General features: G+C 63.4%; 17 protein-coding genes. 10 read left to right on the forward strand and 7 right to left on the reverse strand.

The features are described from left to right. The first annotated feature begins 79 nt into the window (after window positions 1-79). From AC0NIE_RS01090 to AC0NIE_RS01125, 8 genes are all read left to right on the forward strand, one after another. On the forward strand, window positions 80-979 hold the full coding sequence (locus tag AC0NIE_RS01090; protein WP_473484038.1) for a LysR family transcriptional regulator: 900 nt from the start codon (window positions 80-82) through the stop codon (window positions 977-979). 134 nt (window positions 980-1,113) lie between these two features. After that, window positions 1,114-1,593 (forward strand): formate dehydrogenase subunit gamma, encoded by a 480-nt coding sequence (locus AC0NIE_RS01095; RefSeq protein WP_473484041.1) that lies wholly within the window; start codon window positions 1,114-1,116, stop codon window positions 1,591-1,593. Further along, window positions 1,590-3,146, forward strand: coding sequence for a formate dehydrogenase beta subunit (locus AC0NIE_RS01100; RefSeq protein ID WP_473484044.1), 1,557 nt, complete (start codon window positions 1,590-1,592; stop codon window positions 3,144-3,146). The genes AC0NIE_RS01095 and AC0NIE_RS01100 overlap by 4 nt, the downstream gene beginning before the upstream one ends. A 10-nt stretch (window positions 3,147-3,156) precedes the next feature. Then, window positions 3,157-6,033, forward strand: a complete 2,877-nt coding sequence (gene fdhF / locus AC0NIE_RS01105; RefSeq protein ID WP_473484046.1) for a formate dehydrogenase subunit alpha — start codon at window positions 3,157-3,159, stop codon at window positions 6,031-6,033. 3 nt (window positions 6,034-6,036) lie between these two features. Continuing rightward, window positions 6,037-6,867 carry a formate dehydrogenase accessory sulfurtransferase FdhD gene (gene fdhD, locus AC0NIE_RS01110; RefSeq protein ID WP_473484049.1) on the forward strand — a complete coding sequence of 277 codons (831 nt, stop codon included), beginning with the start codon at window positions 6,037-6,039 and terminating at the stop codon, window positions 6,865-6,867. After that, entirely contained in the window at window positions 6,857-7,204 is a 348-nt protein-coding gene (locus AC0NIE_RS01115) for a formate dehydrogenase subunit delta (protein ID WP_095493685.1), read from the forward strand. Before fdhD ends, AC0NIE_RS01115 begins: the two co-directional genes overlap by 11 nt. Window positions 7,205-7,368: 164 nt before the next feature. Next, window positions 7,369-7,494, forward strand: a complete 126-nt coding sequence (locus tag AC0NIE_RS01120; RefSeq protein WP_474045787.1) for a hypothetical protein — start codon at window positions 7,369-7,371, stop codon at window positions 7,492-7,494. 114 nt (window positions 7,495-7,608) lie between these two features. Next, complete coding sequence (locus AC0NIE_RS01125) at window positions 7,609-7,971, forward strand: nuclear transport factor 2 family protein (protein ID WP_473484054.1); 363 nt, start codon at window positions 7,609-7,611, stop codon at window positions 7,969-7,971. Window positions 7,972-8,125: 154 nt separating this feature from the next. Here the strand turns inward: AC0NIE_RS01125 and AC0NIE_RS01130 are convergent, their stop codons facing one another. From AC0NIE_RS01130 to AC0NIE_RS01160, 7 genes are all read right to left on the reverse strand, one after another. Beyond that, window positions 8,126-9,553, reverse strand: coding sequence for a gamma-aminobutyraldehyde dehydrogenase (locus AC0NIE_RS01130; protein ID WP_473484057.1), 1,428 nt, complete (start codon window positions 9,551-9,553; stop codon window positions 8,126-8,128). 29 nt (window positions 9,554-9,582) lie between these two features. Continuing rightward, entirely contained in the window at window positions 9,583-10,398 is an 816-nt protein-coding gene (locus AC0NIE_RS01135) for an ABC transporter permease (protein ID WP_473484059.1), read from the reverse strand. Then, window positions 10,388-11,353, reverse strand: coding sequence for an ABC transporter permease (locus AC0NIE_RS01140; protein ID WP_473484062.1), 966 nt, complete (start codon window positions 11,351-11,353; stop codon window positions 10,388-10,390). The genes AC0NIE_RS01135 and AC0NIE_RS01140 overlap by 11 nt, the downstream gene beginning before the upstream one ends. A gap of 250 nt (window positions 11,354-11,603) precedes the next feature. Continuing rightward, complete coding sequence (locus AC0NIE_RS01145; RefSeq protein WP_473484065.1) at window positions 11,604-12,602, reverse strand: ABC transporter ATP-binding protein; 999 nt, start codon at window positions 12,600-12,602, stop codon at window positions 11,604-11,606. Window positions 12,603-12,817: 215 nt separating this feature from the next. After that, window positions 12,818-13,972: an ABC transporter substrate-binding protein gene (locus tag AC0NIE_RS01150; protein ID WP_473484068.1), complete on the reverse strand. Its 1,155-nt coding sequence runs from the start codon at window positions 13,970-13,972 to the stop codon at window positions 12,818-12,820. 182 nt (window positions 13,973-14,154) lie between these two features. After that, complete coding sequence (locus AC0NIE_RS01155) at window positions 14,155-15,081, reverse strand: LysR family transcriptional regulator (RefSeq protein WP_123146441.1); 927 nt, start codon at window positions 15,079-15,081, stop codon at window positions 14,155-14,157. 65 nt (window positions 15,082-15,146) lie between these two features. After that, window positions 15,147-15,923 carry a DeoR/GlpR family DNA-binding transcription regulator gene (locus AC0NIE_RS01160; RefSeq protein ID WP_473484070.1) on the reverse strand — a complete coding sequence of 259 codons (777 nt, stop codon included), beginning with the start codon at window positions 15,921-15,923 and terminating at the stop codon, window positions 15,147-15,149. A 426-nt stretch (window positions 15,924-16,349) separates the two neighbouring features. On the opposite strand from AC0NIE_RS01160, the gene AC0NIE_RS01165 reads away from it, so the two are divergent. Then, complete coding sequence (locus tag AC0NIE_RS01165; protein WP_473484072.1) at window positions 16,350-17,234, forward strand: phosphotransferase; 885 nt, start codon at window positions 16,350-16,352, stop codon at window positions 17,232-17,234. Beyond that, the gene (locus AC0NIE_RS01170; RefSeq protein ID WP_473484075.1) at window positions 17,231-19,684 is read left to right on the forward strand and encodes a GcvT family protein; all 2,454 of its coding nucleotides are present in this window, start codon (window positions 17,231-17,233) and stop codon (window positions 19,682-19,684) included. Before AC0NIE_RS01165 ends, AC0NIE_RS01170 begins: the two co-directional genes overlap by 4 nt. Window position 19,685 lies beyond the last annotated feature (1 nt).

Below are 19,685 nucleotides of genomic sequence, written 5' to 3' on the forward strand. Positions count from 1 at the left end.
GCTTCGGCCGCATGAGGATTCGCCAAGCAAAAACAGCATGCACCTGGCGTAACCTCACTTGGCCGGGTAGCGTCCGCTCATGATCGACAAGCTGGAATTCTTCATCGCGCTGGCCAGGGAAGAGCATTTCGGCCGGGCGGCGGATGTGTGCGGCGTCACCCAGCCGACGCTTTCGGCCGGCATCAAGCAGCTGGAGGGCCAGCTCGGCGTGATGCTGGTATTGCGCGGATCGCGCTTTCAGGGGCTGACGCCGGAGGGAGAACAGGTGCTGGTGTGGGCGCGCCGCATCGTCGGCGATACCCGCACCATGCGCGAGGAAATGCGGGCGGCGCGCCACGGCCTCTCGGGGCGCATCCGCATCGCGGCCGTCCCGACGGCGCTGGCCATGGTGGCGCGGCTGACGACACCTTTTCGGGCAAAACATCCCGGCGTCACCTTCTCTGTGCTGTCGCGCACCTCGATCGAGGTGCTGTCGCTGCTCGGCAATTTCGATATCGACGCCGGCATTACCTATCTCGACAACGAGCCGCTGGGGCGGGTGACCAGCGTGCCGCTCTATGACGAGCGCTATCAGTTGATCACCGCGGTCGGAACCCCCTATTCCGACCGCGACAAAGTGACATGGGCGGAGCTTAGCCAGCTGCCGCTCTGCCTGTTGACGCCGGACATGCAGAACCGCCGCATCATCGACCAGCACCTTGCCGAGGCCGGCGTTGAGGTGCGGCCGACACTCGAATCCAATTCGATGATCGTGCTGTTCTCCCATATCCGCACCGGCAAATGGTCGTCGATCATGCCGCTCAACCTCTCGGAAACGTTCGGCTTTTCCGAGCCGATCCGGGCCATTCCGATCGTCGAGCCGGATGCCAGCCACACCGTCGGGCTGGTGGCGACACCGCGCGAGCCGCACACTCCGCTGGTCTCGGCGCTGCTGGACGAGGCGATGGCGCTGGCAGACGATTTCCGCGCCCGCCACTGAGCTAGAGATTGCAGGCTGGACGGTGTCGATAGAAGATTTCTATCGAACAACGGATCAGCTTTATTGATTTGGTGGGTTTCCTCTGATTTCCTAAGCACTTAGCGGAAGATTACTACGACCAGGGAGGGCGCTGCATGACAATGCAGCCTGCAGGTACCGAGATCGCGTCGCGCACGGCGGCGATCGTCCAGGAGTTGAAGGGCCTCGAAGGCCCGCTGTTGCCGATCCTCCACGGCATCCAGGAAGAATTCGGCCATGTGCCGCAGGACGCGTTGCCGGTGATCGCCGAGGCGCTGAACATCTCCAAGGCAGAGGTGCACGGCGTCGTCACCTTCTATCATGACTACCGCAGCCATCCGGCTGGGCGGCATGTGCTGAAGCTCTGCCAGGCGGAAGCCTGTCAATCGATGGGCTCGGATGCCATTGCCGCCAAGCTCAAGCAATTGCTGGGCATCGGCTTCCACGAGACGGCCCGCGACGGTTCGGTGACGCTGGAACCGGTCTATTGCCTCGGCCTTTGCGCCTGCGCGCCATCGGCAATGCTGGACGGCGAGGTGATCGGCCGGCTCGATGACGAAAAGTTTGACGAGATCGTGACCGAGGTGCGCTCATGATCCCGCGCATCTACGTTCCCGGCGATTCCGGCGCGCTGGCGCTCGGTGCTGAAAAGGTCGCCAAGGCGATCGAAAAGGAATTGGCCGACCGCGGTATCGAGGCCAAGATCGTGCGCAATGGTTCGCGCGGCGCCTATTCCCTCGAGCCGATGGTCGAGGTGGCGACAGCCAATGGCCGCGTCGCCTATGGGCCGGTAAAGCCGTCCGACGTCAAAAGCCTTTTCGACTGTGGCTTTCTCACCGGCGGCTACCACAAGCGCTGGTTGGGTGCACCCGACAAGATCCCGTTCCTGGCAAAGCAGACGCGGCTGACCTTCGCGCGCTGCGGCGTCATCAATCCGCTGTCGCTCGATCACTACAAGGCGCATGGCGGGCTGAAGGGCCTGCAGAACGCCGTGGCGATGGCTCCGGCCGAAATCGTCAAACAGGTGACGGAGTCGGGCCTGCGCGGACGCGGCGGCGCCGGCTTCCCGACCGGGATCAAATGGAAGACCGTGCTCGATACGACGGCCGACAAAAAATACATTGTCTGCAATGCCGACGAGGGCGACAGCGCCACCTTCGCCGACCGCATGATCATGGAGGGCGATCCCTTCGTGCTGATCGAAGGCATGGCGATCGCCGGCATCGCCACTGGCGCGACCAAGGGCTTTGTTTATATCCGCTCGGAATACCCGCATGCGGTGGCGATGATGGAGAAGGCGGTCGAGGTCGCCCGCAAGGCCGGCCTGCTCGGCGTCAATGTGCTGGGCTCGCCGAACGCCTTCGACATGGAGATCCGCGTCGGCGCCGGCGCTTATGTCTGCGGCGAGGAAACCTCGCTGCTCAACAGCCTCGAAGGCAAGCGCGGCGTCGTTCGCGCCAAGCCGCCACTGCCGGCCATCCAGGGCCTGTTCGGCAAGCCGACGGTGATCAACAACGTCATCTCGCTGGCCTCGGTGCCTGTGATCATGGACAAGGGTGCTGCCTTCTACAAGAATTTCGGCATGGGCCGCTCGCGCGGCACCATTCCAATCCAGATCGCCGGCAACGTCAGATATGGCGGCCTGTTCGAGGCGGCGTTCGGCATGACGCTTGGCGAGATCGTCGACGACATCGGCGGTGGCACGGCCACTGGACGGCCGGTCAAGGCGGTGCAGGTCGGGGGTCCATTGGGAGCTTATTTTCCCCGCTCCCTGTTCGACACGCCTTTCGACTACGAGGCATTCGCCGCCAAGGACGGGCTGATCGGCCATGCCGGCATCACCGTCTTCGACGACACAGCCGACATGCTGAAGCAGGCGCGCTTCGCCATGGAGTTCTGCGCCATCGAAAGCTGCGGCAAGTGCACGCCGTGCCGCATCGGCTCGACGCGCGGCGTCGAGACGATCGACAAGATCGCCAAAGGCATCGAGCCGGAAAAGCAGATCGAACTGGTGACCGACCTCTGCAACACGATGAAGTTCGGTTCGCTCTGTGCGCTGGGTGGCTTCACGCCCTATCCGGTGATGAGCGCAATCAACCACTTCCGCGATGATTTCAAGCCGGCGCCGGTCGCCGAAGCAGCAGAATAGGAGTCTCGCCATGGGTCTCGTTCAGGAAATCGACTACGGCACACCGGCCTCGACCTCCGAGAAGCAGGTGACGCTGACCGTCGACGGCTTCACCGTCACTGTGCCGGAAGGCACCTCGATCATGCGCGCCTCGATGGAGGCCGGAATCACCATCCCGAAGCTTTGCGCCACTGACATGGTCGATGCCTTCGGCTCCTGCCGGCTCTGCCTGGTCGAGATCGACGGCCGCAACGGCACGCCTTCTTCGTGCACGACGCCGGTGGCGCCGGGTATGGTCGTGCACACCCAGACCGGAAGGCTGAAGGACATTCGCCGCGGCGTGATGGAGCTCTACATCTCCGACCATCCGCTCGACTGCCTGACCTGTGCGGCCAATGGCGACTGCGAATTGCAAACGCAGGCCGGCGTCGTCGGCCTGCGCGACGTGCGCTACGGCTATGAGGGCGACAACCACGTCTTCAAGAAGAATGATGGCGCAGAAAACTTCAAATGGATGGCGAAGGACGAGTCCAACCCGTACTTCACCTATGATCCGTCGAAATGCATCGTCTGCTCGCGCTGCGTGCGCGCCTGCGAGGAGGTGCAAGGCACCTTCGCGCTGACCATCGAGGGCCGCGGCTTTGAAAGCCGGGTGTCGGCCGGCATGCATCAGCTGTTCATCGACAGCGAATGCGTGTCCTGCGGCGCCTGCGTGCAGGCCTGTCCGACAGCGACGCTCTCCGAGAAGTCGGTGATCAAGATCGGCCAGCCGGAGCATTCGGTGGTCACCACCTGCGCCTATTGCGGCGTCGGCTGCTCGTTCAAGGCCGAAATGCGCGGCGACGAGCTGGTGCGCATGGTGCCCTACAAGGACGGCAAGGCGAACCGTGGCCATAGCTGCGTCAAGGGCCGTTTTGCCTACGGCTATTCGACCCACAAGGAGCGCATCCTCAATCCGATGATCCGCGAAAAGGTCACCGATCCATGGCGCGAAGTGTCGTGGGACGAAGCGCTGACCCACACTGCCAACGAGTTCCGCCGCATCCAGTACCAGTATGGCCGAACCTCGATCGGCGGCATCACCTCGTCGCGCTGCACGAACGAGGAAACCTATCTGGTGCAAAAGCTGATCCGACAGGGTTTCCGCAACAACAATGTCGATACCTGCGCCCGCGTCTGCCATTCGCCGACCGGCTATGGTCTTGGCCAGACATTCGGCACTTCGGCAGGCACCCAGGATTTCGATTCGATCGAGCAGACCGACGTGGTGATGATCATCGGTGCCAATCCGACCGACGCACATCCGGTGTTTGCGTCGCGCATGAAGAAGCGGTTGCGCAAGGGCGCGAAGCTGATCGTGCTCGACCCGCGCCGCACCGACATCGTGCGCTCGGCCCATATCGAGGCGCAGCATCATCTGCCGCTGAAGCCCGGCACCAATGTCGCCGTGGTCACCGCGCTTGCGCATGTCATCGTCACCGAAGGCCTGTTCGACGAGGCCTTCATCCGCGAGCGCTGCGACTGGGACGAGTTCCAGGACTGGGCGTCGTTCGTGGCGCTGCCGGAAAACAGCCCGGAAGTTGTCGGCCAGCTTGCCAATGTCGATCCCGAAGAGATCCGCGGCGCCGCACGGCTGTTTGCCACCGGCGGCAATGGCGCGATCTATTACGGCCTCGGCGTGACCGAGCACAGCCAGGGTTCGACCACCGTCATCGCCATCGCCAACCTCGCCATGGCGACCGGCAATATCGGCCGGCCAGGCGTCGGCGTGAACCCACTGCGCGGCCAGAACAATGTGCAGGGCTCCTGCGACATGGGCTCGTTCCCGCATGAGCTGCCCGGCTATCGTCACGTCTCCGGCGACGCGGTGCGCGATATCTATGAGAGCCTTTGGGGCGTCAAGCTCGACGATGAGCCCGGCCTGCGCATCCCCAACATGCTGGACGCCGCCGTCGACGGCTCGTTCAAGGGCCTCTATGTGCAAGGCGAGGACATCCTGCAGTCCGACCCCGACACCAAGCATGTCGCCGCGGGCCTCGCGGCGATGGAATGTGTCGTCGTCCACGACCTCTTCCTCAACGAGACCGCCAACTACGCGCATGTCTTCCTGCCCGGCTCGACTTTCCTCGAGAAGGACGGCACCTTCACCAATGCCGAGCGCCGCATCAATCGCGTGCGCAAGGTGATGGCGCCGAAGAACGGGCTGGCCGACTGGGAAGTGACGCAGAAGCTCGCACAGACGATGGGGCTTGACTGGAATTACCAGCATCCGTCGGAAATCATGGACGAGATCGCCAAGACGACTCCGAGCTTCGCCAAGGTTTCCTTTGACTATCTGGACAAGATGGGCTCGGTGCAGTGGCCGTGCAACGAGCAGGCGCCGGAAGGTACGCCGATCATGCATATCAGCGGCTTCGTGCGCGGCAAGGGCAAGTTCATCCGCACCGAATATGTGGCGACCGACGAGAGGACGGGACCGCGCTTCCCGCTGCTGCTGACCACCGGCCGCATCCTGTCGCAGTACAATGTCGGCGCGCAGACCAGGCGTACCGACAATATCATGTGGCATAGCGAGGACCGGCTCGAGATCCACCCGCATGACGCCGAAAACCGCGGCCTGCGCGACGGTGACTGGGTCCGACTGACCAGCCGCTCCGGCGAGACGACGCTGCGCGCGCTGATCACCGACAAGGTGTCGCCGGGCGTGGTCTATACAACGTTCCACCATCCAGACACGCAGGCCAACGTCATCACCACCGACTTCTCCGACTGGGCGACCAACTGCCCGGAATACAAGGTGACGGCGGTGCAGGTCGGCGCGTCCAACGGACCGTCGGAATGGCAGCTCGACTATGACGAGCAGGCCCGCAACAGCCGTCGCATCGCGACCTTGGAAGCAGCGGAGTAATCGTTGAGCGCGCGCCGCAAAGCCACGACGCAGATCTCGCGGCTGGCGCACCGCGCCGGCGGCACTGCGGCCGCCAACCGGATGGTGCCGGAAGAGACGCCGGTGGCGTTCTCCTTTGCCGGCACCACCCATGCGGTGATGATGGCAAGTCCCGCCGATTTCGAGGATTTCGCGCTCGGCTTCTCGCTGACCGAGGGCATTATCGCCAACCGGCAAGAAATTGAGGCGATCGAAGTCGAAGATCACGGCGCCGGCATCGACATCCAGATCAGGCTAAAGGACCAGGCCAATACGCGCTTCGAGGCGCGGCGCCGGCGGCTGGCCGGACCGGTCGGCTGCGGGTTGTGCGGCATCGAGTCGATCGAGGAGGCGATGCGTTCGGTCGAGACGGTCGGTTCGTCAAAACTTACGCTTACGGCGGACGACATCGTCCGTTCGGTCAAGCTTTTGTCGAAAGTGCAGCCGCTGCATGCCGAGACCGGCGCGGTCCACGCCGCCGGTTTTTATATCTCCGGCAAGGGTATCGTCATGGCGCGCGAGGATGTCGGCCGCCACAATGCGCTCGACAAGCTGGCCGGCGCACTCGCCAAAGCCGGCATCGATGGCACCTTGGGTGCCGTCGTGGTGACGTCGCGCGTTTCGGTCGAGATGGTGCAGAAGACGGCGGCGATCGGCGCTGCGTTCATCATCGCCGTTTCGGCGCCGACGGCACTTGCCATCCGCACCGCCGAGGACGCCGGCATGACGCTGGTGGCTTTGGTGCGCGGCAATGATTTCGATATCTTCACCCACCCCGAACGGGTGGTTTCGGGAGTTGCCAAGCATGTCGCATGACGAAGGCCACATCATGAGCACCAGCGAGAAGCTGGTCCGCATGGCCAATCAGATCGCCGCCTTTTTTCACTCCAAGCCGCGCGAGGAAGGCATTGCCGGCGTCGCCGAGCATATCAACAAGTTCTGGGAACCGAGGATGCGGCGGCAGTTGTTCGAAATGCTGGACGGCGGTGGCGAAGGCTTCAACGAGCTTGTCGTGGCCGCCTCGGCAAGGATCAAGCGGCCGGCTGCACCGGAAGCAGTGGGCTTCCGCGCCGATGCCGGGGGCGTCGTTCCAGGCGGCAAAGGCCCTGGGGCCGGTGAGTCGAATGCCGGGATCGCCGCTTCGCAGAAGTAGTCAGCAAACGTGCCTCTCATGGCCCATACGCTTGCATTCCCATCTTCTAACGTTTGATCTGCCGTAAGCGTCGCGCCTCTGCTATGTTGAGCGACCAGAAATCGTCGGGCCTGGCGGACAAATCTCGTGAGGCCGTCGAAACGCGATACGCCCGAAGTGGCGACGTGCGGATCGCCTATCAGGTGGTCGGCCAGGGATCGTTCGATCTCGTTTTCGTGCCGGGCTTCATTTCCAATCTCGACCTGCACTGGGAAGACGAAGGCTACAGCCGGCTGCTGAAGCGGCTGTAGCCTTCTCGCGGCTGATCCTGTTCGACAAGCGCGGCACCGGCCTGTCGGACCGCATCGATACCCGCTTCTGATCATCAACAGCCCGATCGTGAAGACGGGCACATGGAGGATAAAATGCCGACCAAGACAAAGCCAGTGAATGGCGCGGCGATCAAGAATGCAATCGAGGGCCGTGACGGAAAAATGCTCGCGAGCTTCTATGCCGATGACGCTCTGGTGCGGGTGATCGACCGCAACAATCCGCCGAGCAAGCCGCGCGAAATTCGCGGACGCGCGGCGATCAGCACATTCTGGGACGACATCTGCAGCCGGGCGATGACCCACAAGGTCGACACCACCATCGCCGACGGCGACAATCTCGCCTTCACGCAGGCCTGCAGCTACCCCGACGGCACGAAAGTGTTCTGCGCGGCGATGCTGGAGCTGAAGGACGGCCAAATTGCGCGGCAGACCGTCGTGCAAACATGGGACGAGTGAGGAGGTAGCGATGTTCAGCGCCAGATGGCAGATCGATGCCCGGCAGGCAGATGAGGGGCGGAACCAGCTGAGCAAGACTTGTGCTGGCCCTCATCCGGCCCCTCTGGGCCACCTTCTCCCCGTCAACGGGCCGTCAACGGGGAGAAGGAAGGCGCTACCCGTGCGCCACCATCACATGGCGGACAGCGGTATAATCCTCCAGTGCGTAAAGCGACATGTCCTTGCCGTAGCCGGACTGTTTCAGCCCGCCATGCGGCATCTCATTGGTCAGCATGAAGTGGGTGTTGATCCAGGTGCAGCCATACTGAAGCCGGGCTGCCGTCGCCATGGCGCGCGAAACGTCTTTGGTCCATACCGACGATGCCAAGCCGTAGTCGCTGTCATTCGCCCAGTTCACCGCCTCGTCGACCTCGGAAAAACGAGTGACGGAGACAACCGGGCCGAACACTTCGCGGCGCACGATCTCGTCTTCCTGCAGCGCGCCGGCGACGACGGTCGGCTGGTAGAAGAAGCCGGAGCCTTCGCCCGGCTTGCCGCCGGTGGTGATCTCGATGTGCTTCAGCTCCGAGGCGCGTTCGACGAAGCTCGAGACGCGGTCGCGCTGGCGGCGTGAGATGAGCGGCCCGATCTCGTTCTCGGTGTCGTCGGGGCGGTTGTACTTGATGGTCGAGACGGCCGAGGAAAGGTCGGCGACGAGCTTGTCGTAGATCTTCTTGCCGGCATAGATGCGGCAGGCGGCAGTGCAGTCCTGGCCGGCATTGTAGTAGCCGAAGGCGCGCAGGCCATTGATCACCGCGCCGAGATCGGCATCGTCGAAGACGATGACCGGCGCCTTGCCGCCGAGTTCGAGATGCGTGCGCTTGACCGATTTGGCTGCGGCCTGCAGCACCTTCTTGCCGGTGGCGACGTCGCCGGTGATCGAAATCATGTTGACTTTCGGGTGGTTGATCAGCGTGTTGCCGACGCTGTCGCCTCGGCCGAGCACGACATTGACAACACCGTCCGGCAGGATTTCAGCGAGGATCTTCGCCAGCTTCAGCGAGGTCAGCGGCGTCTGCTCCGACGGCTTGAAGACGACGGTGTTGCCGCCGGCAATCGCCGGCGCCAGCTTCCAGGCCATCATCATCAGCGGATAGTTCCATGGCGCGATCGAGGCGACGACACCGATGGCATCGCGGCGGACCATCGAAGTGTGACCGGGGATGTATTCGCCGGCGACCTGGCCGGGCATCGAGCGGACGGCGCCGGCAAAGAAGCGGTAACAGTCGACGATCGCCGGGATTTCGTCGTTGAGCACGGCATTGATCGGCTTGCCGCAATTGAGCGCCTCGAGTGCCGCGAAATCCTTTGCGTCGGCCTCGATGCGATCGGCGATCTTTAGCAGATAACCCGAGCGCTGCGCCGGCGTGGTGCGCGACCAGGTGACGAAGGCCTTTTCGGCGGCAAGCACCGCTGCCTCGATCTGCGCCTGGCTGGCTTCAGGCAGGTTGAGGATAGTCGCTCCGGTCTTCGGATTGAGGATCGGCTCCTCGGTTTCGGTGCCCTTCTCGAATTTCGAGCCGATCAGCATCTTTGTGTCCATGGAAGTCTCTCCCTTATGGATTCTTGACGTCATTTGCCCGAACCGGCGATCTGGTCGCCGTCGCGGGTCAGGTAGTAGGCAAGGAGGATGGGCAGCAGCGTCACCAGCACGACGACCATGGCCACGACATTGGTGACTGGGCGCTGGCGCGGACGGATCAGTTCCTCCAGCATCCAGATCGGCAGCGTCTGCTGCTGGCCGGCGGTGAAGGTGGTGACGATGACCTCGTCGAACGACAGCGCGAAGGCGAGCATGCCGCCGGCGAGCAGCGCGGTGGCGATATTGGGCAGCACGACATGGCGAAAGGTCTGGAAGCCGTCGGCGCCGAGATCCATCGATGCCTCGATCATCGAGCCGGAAGTGCGGCGAAAGCGGGCGACTGCGTTGTTGTAGACAACGACGACGCAGAAGGTGGCGTGGCCAAGCACGATCGTCCAGAACGAGAATGGAATCTCGGCCAGCGAAAAGGCCGAACGCAGCGCGATGCCGGTGATGATGCCGGGCAGCGCGATCGGCAGGATGACCAGCAGCGAGATGGTTTCGCGGCCAAAGAACTGTGTTCGCGAAACGGCGGCGGCGCAGAGCGTGCCGAGGACCAGGGCGACGAGTGTCGAGATGGCGGCGACCCGGACCGACAGCGACAGCGCTTGCCACACGTCCGGGCGGTTCCAGGTGACGGCGAACCACTGCGTCGTCAGTCCCGGCGGCGGCCAGACGAAGCTCTTTTCCTCGGTCGTGAAGGCATAGACGAAGATCAGGAAGATCGGCAAATGCAGGAACAGCAGACCGCAGGCAGCAGCGATCTTCAAGCCGAGAGGGGTGGATTGCGAGCCATCAGAGCGCATCGAAGGCCCCCATGCGCTTGGCGCCCCAGAGGTAGAAACCCATGATGACGATGGGCACCACGGTGAAGGCGGCGGCGAGCGGGATGTTGCCGGCGGTGCCCTGCTGCGAATAGACGGCCTGGCCGATGAAGAGGCGCGAGGTGCCGATGATCTGCGGGATGATGTAATCGCCGAGCGTCAGCGAGAAGGTGAAGATCGAACCGGCGACGATGCCCGGCAGCGCCAGCGGGAACAGCACATTGCGGAAGGTCTGGCCGGGCGAGGCGCCGAGATCGGACGAGGCCTCGACCAGATTGCCGGGCACGCGCTCAAGTGCCGCCTGAACCGGCAGGATCATGAAAGGCAGCCAGACGTAAACGAAGACGATGAAGGTGCCGGTGGACGACACCGACAGAGAATTGCCGCCGACGATCGGCAGCGACAGCCAGCCATCGAGCAGCCATAGAAGATGCAGCTTGGCGAGCAGCCAGGACAGGATGCCTTCCTTGGCGAGGATGAGCTTCCAGGCGTAGATCTTGACCAGATAGCTCGACCACAGCGGCAGCATCACGCCGAGATAGAACAGCGCCTTCCAGCGGCCGCGCGCATAGCGCGCCGCGTAATAGGCGATGGGGAAGGCGATGATCGCCGAGGCGAGCGTGACCAGAGCCGCCATCGTTACCGTGCGCAGGATGATGTCGAGATTGGCGGCCTGCAGCAGGTCGCTATAGGTCTTCAGCGTGAATTCGCGATTGATAAGGCCGGAGAATTCGTCGATTGAAAAAAAACTCTGCAAGAGCAGCGCGAACAGCGAGCCGATATAGACGATGCCGAGCCACAGCACCGGCGGTAGCAGCATCAAGAGCAGCAGCAGCTTCGGCTTGCGCCAGAACAGGTCCAACAGCGCGCCGCGCAGGCCGCCGGCGCGAGGAAGGAGGGCTGGGGCAGATTTTGCCGGGGTCGCGGTCAGAGTCATGGTTTCTTCGACAGGTCGCGATCCTTCGCGCCCCCCTCTGTCCTGCCGGACATCTCCCCCACGAGGGGGGAGATTGGCTGTCGCGACTGCTTTCGCCAATCACCAACGTTGCAGAAGAGGCGCCACTGGCGAAGCTGCCGATCTCCCCCCAAGTGGGGGAGATGCCAAGTGATGGCAAAGTGGGCAGGACAGAGGGGGGCGCCATGAAGCGCCGCACTTGGCCTGTCAGCCAAGACTTTCCTCAGCGCCATCATGCCGGCTCGTCCATCAAATGCAGGTGCTCGCGGTTGAAGGTGAGCACGACCGTCTCACCTTCCTTCGGCAATGTGGCACCGGCCGGCACGATCGCATGCAATCTCAACCCGTCGGCGTCGAGCGCCAGTCTTGTCATGGCGCCGAGATAATTGGTCGAGACGAGACGAGCGGCAACGCCGTCGCCCTTGGTCGCCCGGCCGATGCGAATGGATTCAGGCCGCAGGCTGCCCCAGCGATGCTGGCCGGAATAACGCTGGACGAAGTCCGGCGGCAGCACATTGGACGAGCCGACGAAATCGGCGACGAAGCGCGTCTTCGGGCGCTGGTAGATGTCCTCGGGTGTGCCGATCTGCATGATCTTGCCGTCGTTGAAGACGGCGACGCGATCGGCCATCGAAAGGGCCTCGCCCTGGTCGTGGGTGACGAAAACGAAGGTGATGCCGAGCGCCTTCTGCAGCGACTTCAGCTCCTCCTGCATGTTCTCGCGCAGCTTGAGGTCGAGCGCGCCAAGCGGCTCGTCGAGCAAAAGCACCTTGGGCTGGTTGACCAGGGCGCGGGCGAGCGCGACGCGCTGGCGCTGGCCGCCGGAAAGCTGGCCGGGACGGCGGGCACCGTAGCCGGGAAGCCGCACCAGCGACAATGCCTCCTCGGCCGCCTTCTGCCGCTCGAGCTTGCCGACGCCCTTGACCATCAGCCCGTAGGCGACATTGTCGAGCACGTTCAGATGCGGAAACAGCGCGTAGTCCTGGAAGACGGTGTTGACGTTGCGGCGATAGGGCGGAACGCCTTCGGCACGTTCGCCGAAGATGGAGATCGAGCCCGATGTCGGCTGCTCGAAGCCGGCGATCAGACGTAGGCAGGTTGTCTTGCCGGAACCCGAAGGTCCAAGCATGGCAAAGAACTCGCCCGGCACGATGTCGAGATCGACCATATCGACGGCGCGCACGCTGCCGAAATGGCGCGAGACTTTTTGGAAGGAAACGGCTGCTGTCATGGGCTGTCAGTCTGTTGCCGGTTTGATGTGTTGACATCGCCGGCGCCGCCACGGATAGGGGGCGGGGCCAGCGAACTTGCGCGACGCCCTACCTCCCCCTTGTGGGGAGGTCGCGGCGAAGCCCGCGGGTGGGGTTATTTGGCAAGAACTGCCGAGCGGACCCCCACCCCGACGCTGCGCGTCGACCCTCCCCACAAGGGGGAGGGTAAGGGAACTCACCGTCCGCCAATGACGCCGATATAGTCCGACACCCAGCGATAGTAAGGCACGCACTGATCGTTCTGGGTGGCGCACTTCGACACCGGCGTCTTCCAGAACTTGATCTTTTCGAAATTGTCGTAGCCGTTGGTCTTGCAGCCTTCGTCACCGAGCAGTTCGTTGCCCTTGCAGGCAGCCGGCACCACCGGCAGCGAGCCGAACCAGGCGGAGACATCGCCCTGCACTTTCGGCGACAGCGAATGCTCCAGCCACATATAGGCGCAGTTCGGGTTGGCCGCCTCGGCCGCCAGCATGGTCGTGTCGGCCCAGCCGGTGACGCCTTCCTGAGGAACGGTCGAAGCGACCGGCTTCTTGGCGGCAGCCAGCGTGTTGACCTGGTAGGGCCATGAACCGGAAGCAATGACGCCTTCGTTCTGGAAATCGTCGACCTGGATGGCGGCGTCATGCCAGTAGCGTCCGACCAGCGTGCGCTGGACGCGCAAGAGATCGAGGGCGGCCTTGTACTGATCCTCGGTCAGCTCGTAGGGATCCTTGATGCCTAGCTCCGGCTTGTGAAACATCAGATAGTTGGCGGCATCGGCGATGTGGATCGCCCCGTCATAGGCCTGGACGCGGCCCTTATTCGACTTGCCGTCGGGCAAGGTCATCTCCTCGAAGACGACGTTCCAGCTCTTCGGCGCTTCCTTGAACACCTCGGTGTTGTACATCAGCACATTCGGTCCCCACTGGTAGGGGACGCCGTAGTGGACGCCGCCAACAGTGAACCACGGCGCATCCTTCAGCCGGTCGTCGACCGTGTTCCAGCTCGGGATGAGATCGGTGTTGATCGGCTGGACCCGCTTGCCGGCGACGAGGCGCAGCGAAGCGTCGCCCGAGGCGGTAACGAGGTCGAATCCGCCCTCGTTCATCAGCGCGACCATCTCGTCGGATGTGTTGGCGGTCTTGATGTTGACCTTGCAGCCTGTGTCCTTCTCGAAGGACGTGACCCAGTCGTAGCCCTTGTCGGTTTCGCCGCGCTCGATGTAGCCGGGCCAAGCGACGATGTTGACCTGGCCTTCGCCCTTGCCGAGTTCCGTCACCTGAGCGATCGCCTGGCCGGAGAAGGTCAGCGCGACCGTCAATGCAGTGCATGACTTCAGGAATGAATTCATCGTCGATCTCCCATTTTGGCGGATGACCCCGAAAACCGGTTCCGGTTTTCGGAAAGGAACATGCGCGACTCTAAGGGGCGCCGCCCTGTCGTGGCGGCTTGGTCCCGATCATGAAGGTGCTGTGAAATTCCCGGTTTCGCAAATTCATTTATCAGAAAGGCGATATCGGTTTTTCCGATAGATTAACGTCCAATCTTCTCCGGCCGCTGACGGACCATGCGCTGGGACTGGGCAAGCCCGATGAAGTCGCGTGCGGCCTGCGGCAGGCCGGAGCCGCGCCGCCAGACCATGCCGACCTGGACCACCGGCAAGGAGCCCGAAATATCGCGCGATTCGATGCGGTCGCCTTCGAGCGACCATGGCCGGTAGACGAGGTCGGGCAGCAACGCCACACCGGCGCCGGTGGCGACGAGGCTGCGCACCGCTTCGACAGAGCGGGTGCGGAAGGCGACATGCGGCTTGGCGCCGATCGCCGCCAGCAGTTTTCCGGTATTCTCTTCGATCTCGTCGACGGTCAGCATGATCAGCGGCTCCGAGGCGATGTCGCCAATGCCGATGATGTCGGCGCCGGCCAGCGGGTGGCCGAGCGGCAGCCATAGCCGGTAGGCCGAGACTTCGAGAATTTCGGACTGCAAGGCGGTGCGGTCGCGCAGGTTCGAGGTGACCATAACGGCGATGTCGAGCTTGCCGCCGATCAGGAGATGTTCGAGGTAATCGCCATTGTCCTCGATGGCCGAGATCTCGACGCCCGGATACGCGCGACGATAGCGGGCGAGAAGGTCGGACAGCACATAGCCGGCGACCAGCGAGGTGACACCGAGCTGCAGCCGGCCGCCCGCCGCCGCTTGCTCGCCGAAGAAGGCGCGGCGCGCATCGGAAACGTCGGCAAGGATCTTTGTCGCATGGCGCAGGAACTGATGGCCCTTGTGGGTGATGTTGAGGCCGCGCGGATGGCGCTCGAACAGTTCGACGCCGAGATCGCCTTCGAGCTCCTTGATCGCCTCGGTGACCGACGATTGCGAGATGGACAGGTTCTGGGCGGCGCCAGACACCGTGCCTTGCTCGGCGACGGCGATGAAGAACTGCAATTGACGGATTGTGAAGGCCATGACCGGACTAAACACCGGGACGGTAAGGAAGAAAAGCCGCCCACCGCTTTACTGCTCTGGTCAGATCAGATCCCGCTTTCGTCGCCGACAATGCTGAGCCGTGCGCCCGCTTGCCCAAGGGCGGCGGCGATGGCGCGCGGCGGCGGCCGATCGGTGACGAGTTCGGAAAAACCGTCGAGGCCGCAGACCTGGACCAGGCCCTGGCGACCGAACTTGGTGTGGTCGGTGACGACGAGCGAGCGCTGGCCGCGCGACAGCACCATGCGGGCGAATTCCGCCTCTTCCAGATCATAGTCCATCACGCCCGTGACGGCATCGACCGCGCCGGTGGAGATCACCGCATGGCTGACGGAAAAGCGGCTGACGAATTCGATCGCCGAGACGCCGAAGGCGGCGCCCGAATCGCTGCGCAATTCGCCACCGGCCATGTAGACCTTGTTGCCGTTGACGGTGGCCAGCGTGCGGGCGATGTCGGAGGAATTGGTAACCACCGTCAACCGCCGGTGTCCGAGCAGCTCGCGGGCCAGGAAAGAGGTGGTGGTGCCGGTGTCGAGCATGATCGATTCGCCGTCGCGGATGGTCGCGGCAACGATGCGGGCGATGGCGCGCTTGGCATCGGCATTCTCGCGCATGCGCCGCTCGAACGGCGCCTCGCCGGCCATCGACGGCAGGCCGACTGCGCCATGCATCTTCAGGATCGAACCGTCACTGGTCAGCGGCTTGACGTCGCGGCGCACGGTCTCCAGCGAGACGCCCAGCCGGTCGGCCAGACTGGCGATGGTGACAGTGCCCTCTTCATGCAAGAGACGCAGGATTTCGCCATGCCGCTTCGAATGGATCATCGGGTTCGCCCAATCGGATTGTTGCGCTGCTGACCGCTTCTAAGGCAAATCGGCCACAGCTTACAAGAAATCCTTGTGGTTTCGGGCAAAAAGCCACAAGTTTTCGTTGACAAGCCGGATCACATGGCGTGACACTGGCTTCGTGACAGGCTCGGAACTGCCACGGGAGAACGATGGCAGAGCCGCACCAAAATTCGCCTGCCCGAACGGCTGGAAAGTCGTCTGGCGCAAGGGAAAAGGATTTTTTCGAATCCGCGGGGGCGGATGCCGGAGTCGAAGAACCCGGCACAGGGGCTCGTCGGTGCGGTGCGGGATACCGATCCCGGGATCCCGCACCGACGAGATCTTCGCATTGCTCCCTCCTGCCGGCCGCCATCATTGTGTCGCCCGCGGCACCTTGACCCCCGCGCAACGAGGGATGAACCTGTGACCGCAGAGGACCGCATCCGCGCCTTGCCCTGCTGGACCGGCAGCATCGAGATCGCGCCGCTGCCGGGCGGCTTGAGCAACGCCAACTATCTGGTCGAGGACGCCGCCGGGCGGCATGTCGTGCGCTTTGGCCAGGACTTTCCGTTCCATCACGTCTTTCGCGAGCGCGAGGTGATGACCGCGCGCGCGGCGCACGCCGCCGGCTTCGCGCCAGCGGTCCATTATTCCGAGCCCGGCATTTTGGTGACGGAATTTCTCGGCGCCAAGACCTATGTCGCGGAAGACGTACGCGCTAATATCGGCCGCGTCGCCGCCCTGATGCGCGGCTTCCATCGCGAGATGCCGAATCATGTCTCCGGCGCCGGCTTCATGTTCTGGGTGTTCCATGTCATCCGCGACTATGCGCGCACGCTGGAGGAAGCCGGCAGCCGCATGCGAAGCGAGTTGCCGCGGCTGCTGACGCTTGCGGACGAACTCGAACGGGCGCAAAAACTGCTGCCGATCGTCTTCGGTCACAATGACCTTTTGCCGGCTAATATCCTCGACGACGGCCACAGGCTGTGGCTGATCGATTTTGAGTATGCCGGCTTCAACACGGCGATGTTCGACCTTGCCGGTGTCGCCTCGAACGCCAGCATGAACGACGAGGAGTCATTCGCCTTCCTGACCGCCTATTTCATGAAGGAGCCGGATGAGGCGATCCGCCGCTCACATGCGGCCATGCAATGCGCATCGCTGCTGCGCGAGGCGATGTGGAGCATGGTTTCCGAACTTTATCTCGACGCGCCCGGCATCGACTACGTTGCCTATACCGACGAAAACCTGACGCGGCTCGATGCCGCGCTGGAAAACTACCGAACAAAATACGGACAGAAATCATGAAATTGCCCGCCCACGCCGAGATCGTCGTCATCGGCGGCGGCATAATCGGCTGTTCGACGGCTTATCATCTGGCGCGTGACCACAAGGCCGATGTCGTACTTTTGGAACAGGGCAAGCTGACTTCGGGCTCCACCTGGCATGCGGCGGGGCTGGTCGGGCAGTTGCGCTCGTCGGCCTCTATCACCCGCGTGCTCAAATATTCGGTCGATCTCTACAAGGGGCTGGAAGCCGAAACCGGGCTGGCCACCGGCTGGAAGATGACCGGGTGCCTTAGGCTCGCCACCAATGCCGACCGCTGGATCGAGTACAAGAGGCTGGCGACGACGGCGAAAAGCTTCGGCATGGATATGCAGTTGCTGTCACCGGCCGAGGTCAAGACAATGTGGCCGCTGCTGGAAACCGGCGATCTCGTCGGCGCCAGCTGGCTGCCGACCGACGGCCAGGCAAGCCCTTCCGATATCACGCAGTCGCTGGCCAAAGGCGCTCGCATGCACGGTGCCAGGCTGTTCGAGGATATCCGCGTCACCGGCTTCGACATACAGGATGGCCGCATCACCGCGGTAAAGACCAACAAGGGCGATATCGCCTGCGACAAGGTGGTGAACTGTGCCGGGCAATGGGCGCGCCAGGTGGGTACGCTAGCCGGCATCAATGTGCCGCTGCAGCCGGTCAAGCACCAGTACATCATCACCGAAAGAATAGACGGGTTGGCGACCGATGCGCCGACGATCCGCGACCCCGACCGGCGCATCTATTTCAAGGAGGAGGTCGGCGGGCTGGTGATGGGCGGCTATGAGCCGAACCCGCAAGCCTGGACGACCGATCTTCCCGGCGGTGATGTCCCTGATGACTGGGAGTTCCGGCTGTTCGACGACGATTACGATCATTTCGAGCAGCATATGAACCAGGCGATCGCGCGGGTTCCGGCGCTCGAAACCGTCGGCGTCAAGCAGATGATCAACGGGCCGGAGAGTTTCACGCCGGACGGCAATTTCATTCTCGGCGTGGCACCCGAATGCGCCAACATGTTCGTCGGCGCCGGCTTCAACGCCTTCGGCATCGCGGCGGGCGGCGGCGCCGGCTGGGTGCTGGCGCAGTGGGTGGTCGACGGCGAGGCGCCACTCGATCTGTGGGTGGTCGATATCAGACGCTTTTCCGACTTGCACCGCGACCGGCTATGGGTCCGCGACCGCACGCTGGAAGCCTATGGCAAGCACTATACGATCGGCTTCCCGCATGAGGAGTATGTCACGGGCCGGCCACGGATCGTGTCGCCGCTCTACGAACGGCTGCAAAAGCATCGCGCCGTGTTCGGCTCCAAACTCGGTTGGGAGCGGCCGAACTGGTTCGCGCCCGAAGGCGTCGAGCCGAAGGACATCTATTCGATGGGCCGGCAGAGCTGGTTTTTGCCGGTCGGCGACGAGCACCGGCACGTGCGCGAGAACGTCGGCATCTTCGACCAGTCGTCCTTCGCCAAATATGAACTGACCGGGGCGGACGCGCTGAAGGCGCTCGACTGGATCTGCGCCAACGACGTCGCCAAGCCGGTCGGCCGGCTGACCTACACGCAGCTTCTCAACACGCGCGGCGGCATCGAGGCCGACCTGACCGTGGCTCGGCTCGGCGAAGAACGATTCTACGTCGTCACCGGCACCGGTTTTAGGACGCATGACTTCTCGTGGATCGGCGACCATGTCGGCAACGAGCTCGACGTGACGCTCACCGATGTCACCGAGGATTTCGGCACGCTGTCGCTGATGGGGCCGCGCGCCCGCGACGTGCTGGCTGCGGTGACCGATGCGGACGTGTCGAACACCGCTTTCCCATTTGGACACGTGCGGGAAATCTCGATCGCCGGCCACACAGTTCGGGCGCTGCGCGTCACCTATGTCGGCGAGCTCGGCTGGGAGCTGCATGTGCCGATCGCGGCGACGGGCGAAATCTTCGACGCGCTGATGGCGGCGGGCGAGGAGCACAGCATCCGCCCGGTCGGCTACCGGGCGCTGGAATCGCTGCGGCTGGAAAAAGGCTACCGCGCCTGGGGCTCCGACATCACGCCCAATGACACGCCGCAGGAGGCCGGCCTCGGCTGGGCGGTGAAGCTTCGCAAGAATACCGATTTTCTCGGGCGGCGGGCGCTGGACGAGATCAGCGGCGCCGCGCTGAAAAAACGCTTTGCCGGCTTCACGGTCGACGATTGCGAGATCGTGCTGCTCGGGCGCGAGACGATCTTGCGCAACAGCGAGCCGGTCGGCTACCTGACCAGCGGCGGCTATGGCTACACGGTCGGCAAAAACATCGGCTACGGCTATGTGCGCAACGCCGACGGCGTCAGCGACGATTTCCTCGCCTCCGGCGACTACGAACTGGTGGTGGCGATGGAGCGGACGCCGGCAAAAATCCATCTCGAGCCGCTTTACGATCCGGCGGGAGCAAGGATCAGAGCCTAGA

Source organism: Mesorhizobium sp. WSM4842, assembly GCF_055901575.1.

Bases quoted from the DNA above. Each gene is read 5' to 3' on its own strand.
- AC0NIE_RS01090 (WP_473484038.1), top strand. From the start codon at position 80: ATGATCGACAAGCTGGAATTCTTCATCGCGCTGGCCAGGGAAGAGCAT.
- AC0NIE_RS01095 (WP_473484041.1), top strand. From the start codon at position 1,114: ATGACAATGCAGCCTGCAGGTACCGAGATCGCGTCGCGCACGGCGGCG.
- AC0NIE_RS01100 (WP_473484044.1), top strand. From the start codon at position 1,590: ATGATCCCGCGCATCTACGTTCCCGGCGATTCCGGCGCGCTGGCGCTC.
- fdhF (WP_473484046.1), top strand. From the start codon at position 3,157: ATGGGTCTCGTTCAGGAAATCGACTACGGCACACCGGCCTCGACCTCC.
- AC0NIE_RS01115 (WP_095493685.1), top strand. From the start codon at position 6,857: ATGTCGCATGACGAAGGCCACATCATGAGCACCAGCGAGAAGCTGGTC.
- AC0NIE_RS01125 (WP_473484054.1), top strand. From the start codon at position 7,609: ATGCCGACCAAGACAAAGCCAGTGAATGGCGCGGCGATCAAGAATGCA.
- AC0NIE_RS01130 (WP_473484057.1), bottom strand. From the start codon at position 9,553: ATGGACACAAAGATGCTGATCGGCTCGAAATTCGAGAAGGGCACCGAA.
- AC0NIE_RS01135 (WP_473484059.1), bottom strand. From the start codon at position 10,398: ATGCGCTCTGATGGCTCGCAATCCACCCCTCTCGGCTTGAAGATCGCT.
- AC0NIE_RS01140 (WP_473484062.1), bottom strand. From the start codon at position 11,353: ATGACTCTGACCGCGACCCCGGCAAAATCTGCCCCAGCCCTCCTTCCT.
- AC0NIE_RS01145 (WP_473484065.1), bottom strand. From the start codon at position 12,602: ATGACAGCAGCCGTTTCCTTCCAAAAAGTCTCGCGCCATTTCGGCAGC.
- AC0NIE_RS01150 (WP_473484068.1), bottom strand. From the start codon at position 13,972: ATGAATTCATTCCTGAAGTCATGCACTGCATTGACGGTCGCGCTGACC.
- AC0NIE_RS01155 (WP_123146441.1), bottom strand. From the start codon at position 15,081: ATGGCCTTCACAATCCGTCAATTGCAGTTCTTCATCGCCGTCGCCGAG.
- AC0NIE_RS01160 (WP_473484070.1), bottom strand. From the start codon at position 15,923: ATGATCCATTCGAAGCGGCATGGCGAAATCCTGCGTCTCTTGCATGAA.
- AC0NIE_RS01170 (WP_473484075.1), top strand. From the start codon at position 17,231: ATGAAATTGCCCGCCCACGCCGAGATCGTCGTCATCGGCGGCGGCATA.